We start from the raw sequence: 7123 nt of genomic DNA, 5'->3' as shown, positions 1-7123 counted from the left end.
GGCACGGCGCAGTGTCCTGCGGGCGTGCGGGCGCGGCTTCTCGGAGCCCGAAGGAACGGGCTCTTTCGAGAGACCTTTGAGCCTCCGGCGATACGCCATCGACACGCCCCTTGGGGGACCATCTCGAACGTTCGGCCGAGAAAACGGGGCCGGAACCTAACCTGTTGGCTGCGCGTCATATCACGGGGCTCCATGGGGGACAAATCGAGCGTTTTCCGAGCCCGGCCGACGCAACCCCGCACCTCGCCGGAGCGTAGATTGGGGGAGTGACTCGCACGCGCGTCCCCGCCCTCCTTGCCGCCGCGCTCGCCGCGGCCCTGACCGGCTGCGTCTCGACCGAGGGGACACCGGGCTTCGCGGTGAGCCCGAAGAGCTGGAACGCGGGCCTCGAGCGCCGCGGCGTCGACCCCGCCGAGGCGCCGAACCCGATGGCCGCGACGCCGGCCATCGAGGCCGCCGCGCTGGCCATCGGCGGGGTCGGACGGGACGAGGACCGGCTCGAGCACCTGCGCTCCGCGCTCATCGACGGAGGCTCCTGGACGTTCGAGTACGAGAGGAATTCCACGTTCTCCGCGACGGACGCCTTCGAGAAGCGGCGCGGGAACTGCGTCTCCTTCACGAACCTCTTCATCGCGATGGGGCGCTCGCTCGGCATCCGCCTGCACGCGGCGCTCGTCTCGACGCGGGGGACGTCCGAGCGCCAGGGCGACCTCATCGTCACGTACAACCACATGATCGCCGTGTACATGGAGGTGAACGGCCGCAGCGCGAAGGTCTACGACTTCTACCGGATGGCCGACCAGCTCACGGGGCGCCTGACCCTTCTCGACGACTACATGGTCGCCGCCATCCGCGCGAGCAACGACGGCATCGCGCACCTCGGAAAGGGCGAGTTTCAGGAGGCCCTGCACGACCTCGAGATCGCCGTGAAGCTCGGGCCGGGGCTGGGGTCCCTCTACGCGAACCTCGGCCTCGCGAAGTGGAGGAACGGCGACGTCCCCGGGGCCTTCGCCGCGCTCCGGAAAGGGCTCGAGGTCGAGCCCGGCTCTCCTCCGCTCCTCCAGAATCTCGCGGCGCTGTACGTCGAGGAGGGCAAGGCCGCCGAGGCGCGGGCGGCGCTGGGCGCGCTCGACCTGCGCCGCGCCTCGCCGTACGCGCTCATCGTGCGCGGCGACCTGGAGCTCCGCGCCGGCAGCCCGGCCACCGCGATCAGGAACTACCGCGAGGCCGCGTCGCTCGACCCCAAGCTCGCGGACCCGTGGCTCGCGATCGCGCGCGCCGAGCTCGCGCGGGGCCGCCCGGATGCCGCGCGGAAGGCCGCGCAGAAGGCGCTCAAGCGCGACCCGTCGAGCGCCGAGGCTCAGCATCTGGCGGATGCGCCACGCTGAAGCCGCGCGCCGCGCCCACGGTCAGCGGCCGGGCGCGAGGAACCACATCGGCACGAGGATGGCGTGGAGCGCGATGAAGAAGACGAGCGCGATTCCGAATGTCTTCAGCGCGCTGCCGCGCAGGTCGAGCAGGATGGAAGACGGGCTGACCGGGTAGAGCCGATTCAGCATCGCCGACGACCCGGGCGCGAAGCCCCGCTCGGCCTCCGACCAGATGCCGAGGACGGTCACGGTGGAACCCACGGGGACGACCTTCTCCTCGATGCGCTTGCCGCCCAGATCCGGCTCGCCGTCGGCGATGCGCATGTCCTTGCGGATGGCGCCGTCCTGGTCCGTCACGAGGTTCTTGAAGAACGAGAGCACGTTCGTGAGGCCGAGCGGCTCGAACGTCGCGCCCCTGAGGTAGGCGAGGCCGCGCTCCCGATCGATCTCCTCCTGCAACGCCTTCGGGAACTCGTCGAGCATCGACCAGCCCAGGATCCGGACGGGACCCCGCGCAGAGTCGATCGCGCACGGCGCGAGGGCGACGCCGGCGAAGTCGCTCCGCTCGGCCTCGGGGTTCTTGACGTTGTACTCGAAGGCGACGCACGCGCGACCCGTGAACGGGGCCTCGAGCGCGGCGCCGAGGGGGCGCACGCGCCCGCTCGCGGCCTCGAGACGGCCGTCCTTCGGCGGCTCCCCGGCCACCGCCCGCTTCAGGGCCTCGCGATCACCGCCGCCCGTGACGAGGCCCGCCGCCGACCCGAACAGCATCGCGGCGAACGTCCCGCCGAGAAACCCGATCGCGGCCGCCGGGATTTTCTCCCCGGTCTTCGTCCACGCGAGCCAACCGTAGGCGCCCATGCACGCGAGCCACACGAGGAGCGAGAGGCCGCAGCTCTTCTTCATGTCGAGACCCATTCTCGCATCGACCGGAACCCGGGTCGGAGCGCCGGCCTTGACGCCGCCCCGAAGTGACCATATTCTCGTGACCATGAAGACCGCACGTGTCATTCCGGCGGGAACCTTCAAGGCGAAGTGCCTCGCGCTGCTCGACGAGGTCGCCGAGACGGGCCGCCCGATCGTCGTCACGAAACGCGGCCGGCCCGTCGCCCGGGTCACGGCCGCCGCGCCCGAGGCCATCCGCAGCCTCAAGGGCAGCGTTCGGCGCGAGCGCGACCTCGTGCGCCCGACCGGCGAGGTCTGGCGCGCCGCCCGGTGATCCTCCTCGACACGCACGCGTGGGTCTGGTGGGCGGCCGAGACGCCCCGGCGCCTCTCCGCGCGGGCCCGCCGCGCGATCGCGGACTCCCCCGCGGTCGGAGTGAGCGCCATCTCCACCTGGGAGGTCGCCATGCTCGTCGCGAAAGGCCGGCTCGAGCTGGACCGCGACGTCCTCGTCTGGATCCGTCAGGCGCTCGCGCTGCCGCGCGTGACGCTCGTGCCGCTCACTCCGGAGATCGCGGTCCGCTCGACTCGTCTCGGGGACGGCTTTCCGGGCGACCCCGCGGATCGGATCCTCGTCGCCACGGCCCGAGAGCTCGGCGCCGCGTTCGTCACGAGGGACGAGGCCCTCAGGAGGGCGGAGGGCGTCCGGACGATCTGGTGATCAGTACGGCATCTCGTCGTCCTCGAGCCCGAAGTAGTGGCCGAGCTCGTGGACGATCGTGTCCTTGATCTCGCGAACGGCCTCGCGGCTCGTGTCCGTGTTGCGGAGGATCGGGCCGCGGAAGACGACGACCTGCGGCGGGAGCTCGGGCAGGACGTCCCACGACATCTCCGTGCGCATCGCCCCGCGGTAGATGCCGAAGAGGTCCTCGTCGTCCGGGGTGTCCGTCAGCTCGTAGTCTTCGTCCGTCGGCTCGTCCTCGACCGCGATGACGACGTTCTCGATCCGCGAGCGGAACTCCTCGGGCAGCTCGGCGATCGCCTTCTCGACGAGCTTCTCGAACTCGGCTCTCGTCAGGCGGGGCGGGCGGGCCACGGGGACCTTCTCAGGACACGCGGAAGAGCCGCTTGAAGTTCTCCGTCGTCACGCGCGCGACCTCGTCGACGGAAACGCCCTTGACCTCGGCGAGGCGCGCGGCCGTGCGCGGGAGATAGCTCGACTCGTTCGGCTTGCCGCGGAACGGCGCCGGCGCGAGGTACGGCGCGTCCGTCTCGAGCAGCGTCGAGGCGAGCGGCAGCGCGGCCGCCGCTTCGCGCACGTTGTCGGCGGTCTTGAACGTGAGCATCCCGGAGAAGCTCACGAGGTAGCCGAGCGCGAGCGCCTGCTCCCCTGTCGCGACGTCTGCGCAGAAAGAGTGAAAAACGCCGCGCGGCGCCTCCGGCGTGCCGGGATACTCGGCCTCGAGGATCGGCAGGAGGTCCGCCTCGCTCAGCCGGTTGTGGAGGAGGACCGGGAGGTTCCGGCTCTTCGCGAAGCGCAGCTGCGCGGCGACGACGCGCTTCTGCACGTCGCGCGGCGAGTGGTCGTAGTGGTAGTCGAGGCCGATCTCCCCCACGGCGACGACCTTCTTCGACGCGCAGAGTTCTTCGAAGAGTTTCAGGTCCCTGTCCTCGTCGAACTCCTTGGCCTCGTGCGGGTGGAAGCCCACGGCGGCGTACACGCCGTCGAAACGCTCGGCGGTTTCCACGGCGCGCCGCTGGTCCTCGCGGTCGGTCGACGGAACGAGGATGCGCGTGACGCCCGCGTCGTTCGCGCGCGTCACGAGGAGCTTCGCCTCGTCGGGGCGCGGGGCGCGGGGCGCGTTCTTCATCTCGCCGCCGTCGAAGACCATCGTGAGATGGCCGTGCGAGTCCGCGTACTCGGCCGGCATCAGCGCAAGAGCGGGCCCGGGAGGGCGGGATGCCGGGAGTAGAAGTCGACGATCGCGGCCCAGGCCTCGGCGCCGCCCTCGGCGAAGGAGATGAGATCGAGATCCTCGGGCGCGATTCCGCCCTCCTCGACGAGGAACTTCCAGTTGATGAGCTTCTCCCAGTAGTCCCGGCCGACGAGGACGATCGGGAGGTGCTTCATCTTCCCGGTCTGGACGAGCGTCAGCGTCTCGAAGAGCTCGTCCAGCGTCCCGAAGCCGCCCGGGAAGGCCACGAGCGCCCGGGCCCGCATGAGCAGGTGCATCTTGCGGATGCCGAAGTAATGGAACTGGAAGCAGAGCGACGGTGTGATGTACGGGTTCGGGTACTGCTCGTGCGGGAGCTGGATGTTGAAGCCGACCGTTTTGGCCCCGACGTCCCACGCGCCGCGGTTCGCGGCCTCCATCGCGCCCGGGCCCCCGCCCGTCGTGACGACGAAATCGCACATGCCGTTCGCCTGGCAGGTCGTCGAGACGATGCGCCCGAACTCCCGCGCCTCTGCGTACCAGCGGTCGCCTTCCGTCAGGCGGGCGCCGCCGAAGACGACGACCGTCGTTCGGACGCCTTCCTGGTCCATCTGAAAGTCGGCCTTCTCCAGCTCGAGCATGAGACGGACTCCGCGCTGCTCGCGCCTCGCGAGGAACCCGAGGTCCTCCTGCGCCCGGACATAGGTCGGCGAGGCGAGGATCTTCTCGAGGTTCGCCCTCGCGGCCGGGTCGGCCGGCATTTCGGACGAAGGCACGCGGGTCATTACTTGACCTTCGCCCCCGAGGGGACCGCCGGATCGACCATGAGGAGCGACGGCTCGCCCGTCTCGGGGATCGTGGCCGCGAGGATCATCCCGTTCGACTCGACACCCATGAGCTTCGCGGGCGCGAGGTTCGCGACGAAGATGAACTTCTTCCCGACGAGCTGGTCGGGCGTGTAGGCCAGCGCGATGCCGCCGACGATCGAGCGCACTTCCTCGCCGATCCTGACGGTCATCTTCATCAGCTTCTTCGACTTCTCGACCTTCTCGGCGGCGATCACCTCGCCGACGCGCAGGTCGAGCTTCAGGAAGTCGTCGATGGGGATCTTGGCCTCGGAGGGAGAGGGGGACGGGGAGGAAGAGGAAGACGAAGAGTTCTTAGAAGGTGAAGAGTCCGCTGGCGGCGCGGCTGCACCCGGCTGGATCGCGAGGGGCGCCGTTGCGAACGGCGAGGGACCATTCGAAGCAATCTTCTCTTTCTCTTCTGTTTTCTCTGTCTTCTCTTCGGCCACGGTCTTCTCCTTGGAAGCAAAATATTCCTTCGCGTCCGCCCTTGGAAACAGAGGCGGCGCCTGCGGAAGCGGGGCGCTCAGGGGAAGCTGGCCCCACGCGAGGTCGGAGTCGCGGACGTCCTCGGCGCGCTTCTCGATGCCGAGCCGCCGGAAGATCTCCGTCGCCGTGCGCGGCGCGATGGGCGCCAGCAGGCACGCCGCGAAGCGGAGACCCTCGAGCGTCGCGAAGTGGATGCGGTGGAGCGCGGGCGTGACGCCTTCGGCCTTCGCCTTCTTCCACGGCTCCTTCGCGGCAATGTAGCCGTCGATGCGCGTCACGAGCGTGCGCAAGGCGGACGCGGCGTCCTGCAGGCGGTAGCCCTCGAACGCGGACGTCCACGCGGCGGCCGCGTCGCGCGCGGCGGCCAGAATCTCGTTGTCGTCGCACACTTCGCCGGGCGTCTTCCCGCCGAAGGCGTCCGACGCCATCTTCACGGCCCGCGAGAGCGTGTTGCCGAGGCCGTTCGCGAGGTCGGCGTTGTAGACGGAGAGGAAGTCCTCGTCGGAGAAGCTCGCATCCTGCCCGAACGACATCGCCGCGAGGAAGTGCCAGCGCAGGGCGTCCACGCCGAACGCGGCGACGAGCTCGTCGGGGCGCACGACGTTGCCGACCGACTTCGACATTTTCCGGGCGTCCTTCAACCACCAGCCGTGGCCGACGACCTGGCGCGGGACGGGCATGCCGGCCGACATCAGGAACGCCGGCCAGTAGACCGCGTGGAACCGCAGGATGTCCTTGCCGATCACGTGGATGCCGGGCCAGTACCGCTCGTAGAGCGACATGTCGCCGGAGCCGAAGCCGAGCGCCGTGACGTAATTGACGAGCGCGTCGAGCCAGACGTAGACGACGTGGCCGGGGCGCCCCGGGAACGGCAGGCCCCACGTGATGGACGTGCGCGAGACGGAAAGGTCCTTGAGGCCCGCGCCGACGAACGAGCGCACCTCGTTGAGGCGCGACTCGGGGAAGACGAACGGCTTGCCGTCGACGCCCTCGTCGTAGAGCTTGAGCAGGCGGTCGCCGTACTTCGAGAGGCGGAAGAAGACGTTCTCTTCCTTCTGCAGCTCGAGCGTCGTGCCGTGGACGGGGCACTTGCCGTCGAGGAGGTCCTTCTCCGGGTAGAAGGCCTCGCACGGCGGGCAGTACCAGCCCTCGTGCGACGCGGTGTAGAGGTCGCCCGCGGCGTCCAGCCGGCGGATGATCTCCTCGACGCCCTTGCGGTGGCGCGGCTCGGTCGTCCGGATGAAGTCGTCGTTCGCGATCCCGAACGTCTGCCAGAGGTTCCTGAACGTGGGCGCGTGCCGGTCGGCGATGACGATCGGCGCGACGCCTTCCTTCTTCGCGACCTTCTCGATGTTCTGGCCGTGCTCGTCCGTGCCGGTCAGCATCCGCACGTCCTCGCCGCGCAGGCGCCAGTAGCGCGAAAGCGCGTCCGTCACGACCGTCGTGTACAGGTGCCCGATGTGGGGCCGGTCGTTGACGTAGTAGATCGGGGTGGTGAAGTAGCGGGCCGCCATGAACTGCTGAGGATAACCCGGGATCTAGCGGGCGAACGCCTCCCGGAGCCGGCGGCTCACGTGTTTCGAATGCTCCAGGAGCGAGCC

Annotated in this window: 8 protein-coding genes; 3 read left to right on the top strand and 5 right to left on the bottom strand. The window is 69.6% G+C overall.

What is annotated here, in order from left to right; genetic code table 11:
- Window positions 1-266: 266 nt before the first annotated feature.
- A complete protein-coding gene (locus IPL89_16815) occupies window positions 267-1388 on the top strand; it encodes a tetratricopeptide repeat protein (GenBank protein ID MBK9064828.1) in 1122 nt (373 codons plus the stop codon).
- A 21-nt stretch (window positions 1389-1409) separates the two neighbouring features.
- On the opposite strand, the gene IPL89_16810 is transcribed toward IPL89_16815, so the two are convergent.
- A complete protein-coding gene (locus tag IPL89_16810; GenBank protein ID MBK9064827.1) occupies window positions 1410-2276 on the bottom strand; it encodes a hypothetical protein in 867 nt (288 codons plus the stop codon).
- Window positions 2277-2361: 85 nt separating this feature from the next.
- Here IPL89_16810 and IPL89_16805 point away from each other — a divergent pair, with 85 nt between their 5' ends.
- Together IPL89_16805 and IPL89_16800 are read left to right on the top strand one after the other, a co-directional pair.
- Entirely contained in the window at window positions 2362-2589 is a 228-nt protein-coding gene (locus IPL89_16805) for a type II toxin-antitoxin system Phd/YefM family antitoxin (GenBank protein ID MBK9064826.1), read from the top strand.
- A complete protein-coding gene (locus IPL89_16800; protein ID MBK9064825.1) occupies window positions 2586-2975 on the top strand; it encodes a type II toxin-antitoxin system VapC family toxin in 390 nt (129 codons plus the stop codon). The genes IPL89_16805 and IPL89_16800 overlap by 4 nt, the downstream gene beginning before the upstream one ends.
- On the opposite strand, the gene IPL89_16795 is transcribed toward IPL89_16800, so the two are convergent.
- The 4 genes from IPL89_16795 to metG are packed head-to-tail and all read right to left on the bottom strand — an operon-like array spanning window position 2976 to window position 7036.
- On the bottom strand, window positions 2976-3350 hold the full coding sequence (locus tag IPL89_16795) for a metallopeptidase family protein (GenBank protein ID MBK9064824.1): 375 nt from the start codon (window positions 3348-3350) through the stop codon (window positions 2976-2978).
- A gap of 10 nt (window positions 3351-3360) precedes the next feature.
- The gene (locus tag IPL89_16790; protein ID MBK9064823.1) at window positions 3361-4185 is read right to left on the bottom strand and encodes a TatD family hydrolase; all 825 of its coding nucleotides are present in this window, start codon (window positions 4183-4185) and stop codon (window positions 3361-3363) included.
- Window positions 4185-4949: a TIGR00730 family Rossman fold protein gene (locus IPL89_16785; protein MBK9064822.1), complete on the bottom strand. Its 765-nt coding sequence runs from the start codon at window positions 4947-4949 to the stop codon at window positions 4185-4187. Before IPL89_16785 ends, IPL89_16790 begins: the two co-directional genes overlap by 1 nt.
- A 23-nt stretch (window positions 4950-4972) precedes the next feature.
- Window positions 4973-7036, bottom strand: a complete 2064-nt coding sequence (metG, locus tag IPL89_16780; GenBank protein ID MBK9064821.1) for a methionine--tRNA ligase — start codon at window positions 7034-7036, stop codon at window positions 4973-4975.
- Between the last annotated feature and the right edge of the window lie 87 nt (window positions 7037-7123).

Source organism: Acidobacteriota bacterium (assembly GCA_016716715.1).
GTDB lineage: Bacteria > Acidobacteriota > Thermoanaerobaculia > UBA5066 > UBA5066 > Fen-183.
The sequence above is the reverse complement of the archived record's forward strand: the minus strand, read 5'-3'. Positions and strand labels throughout refer to the sequence as shown.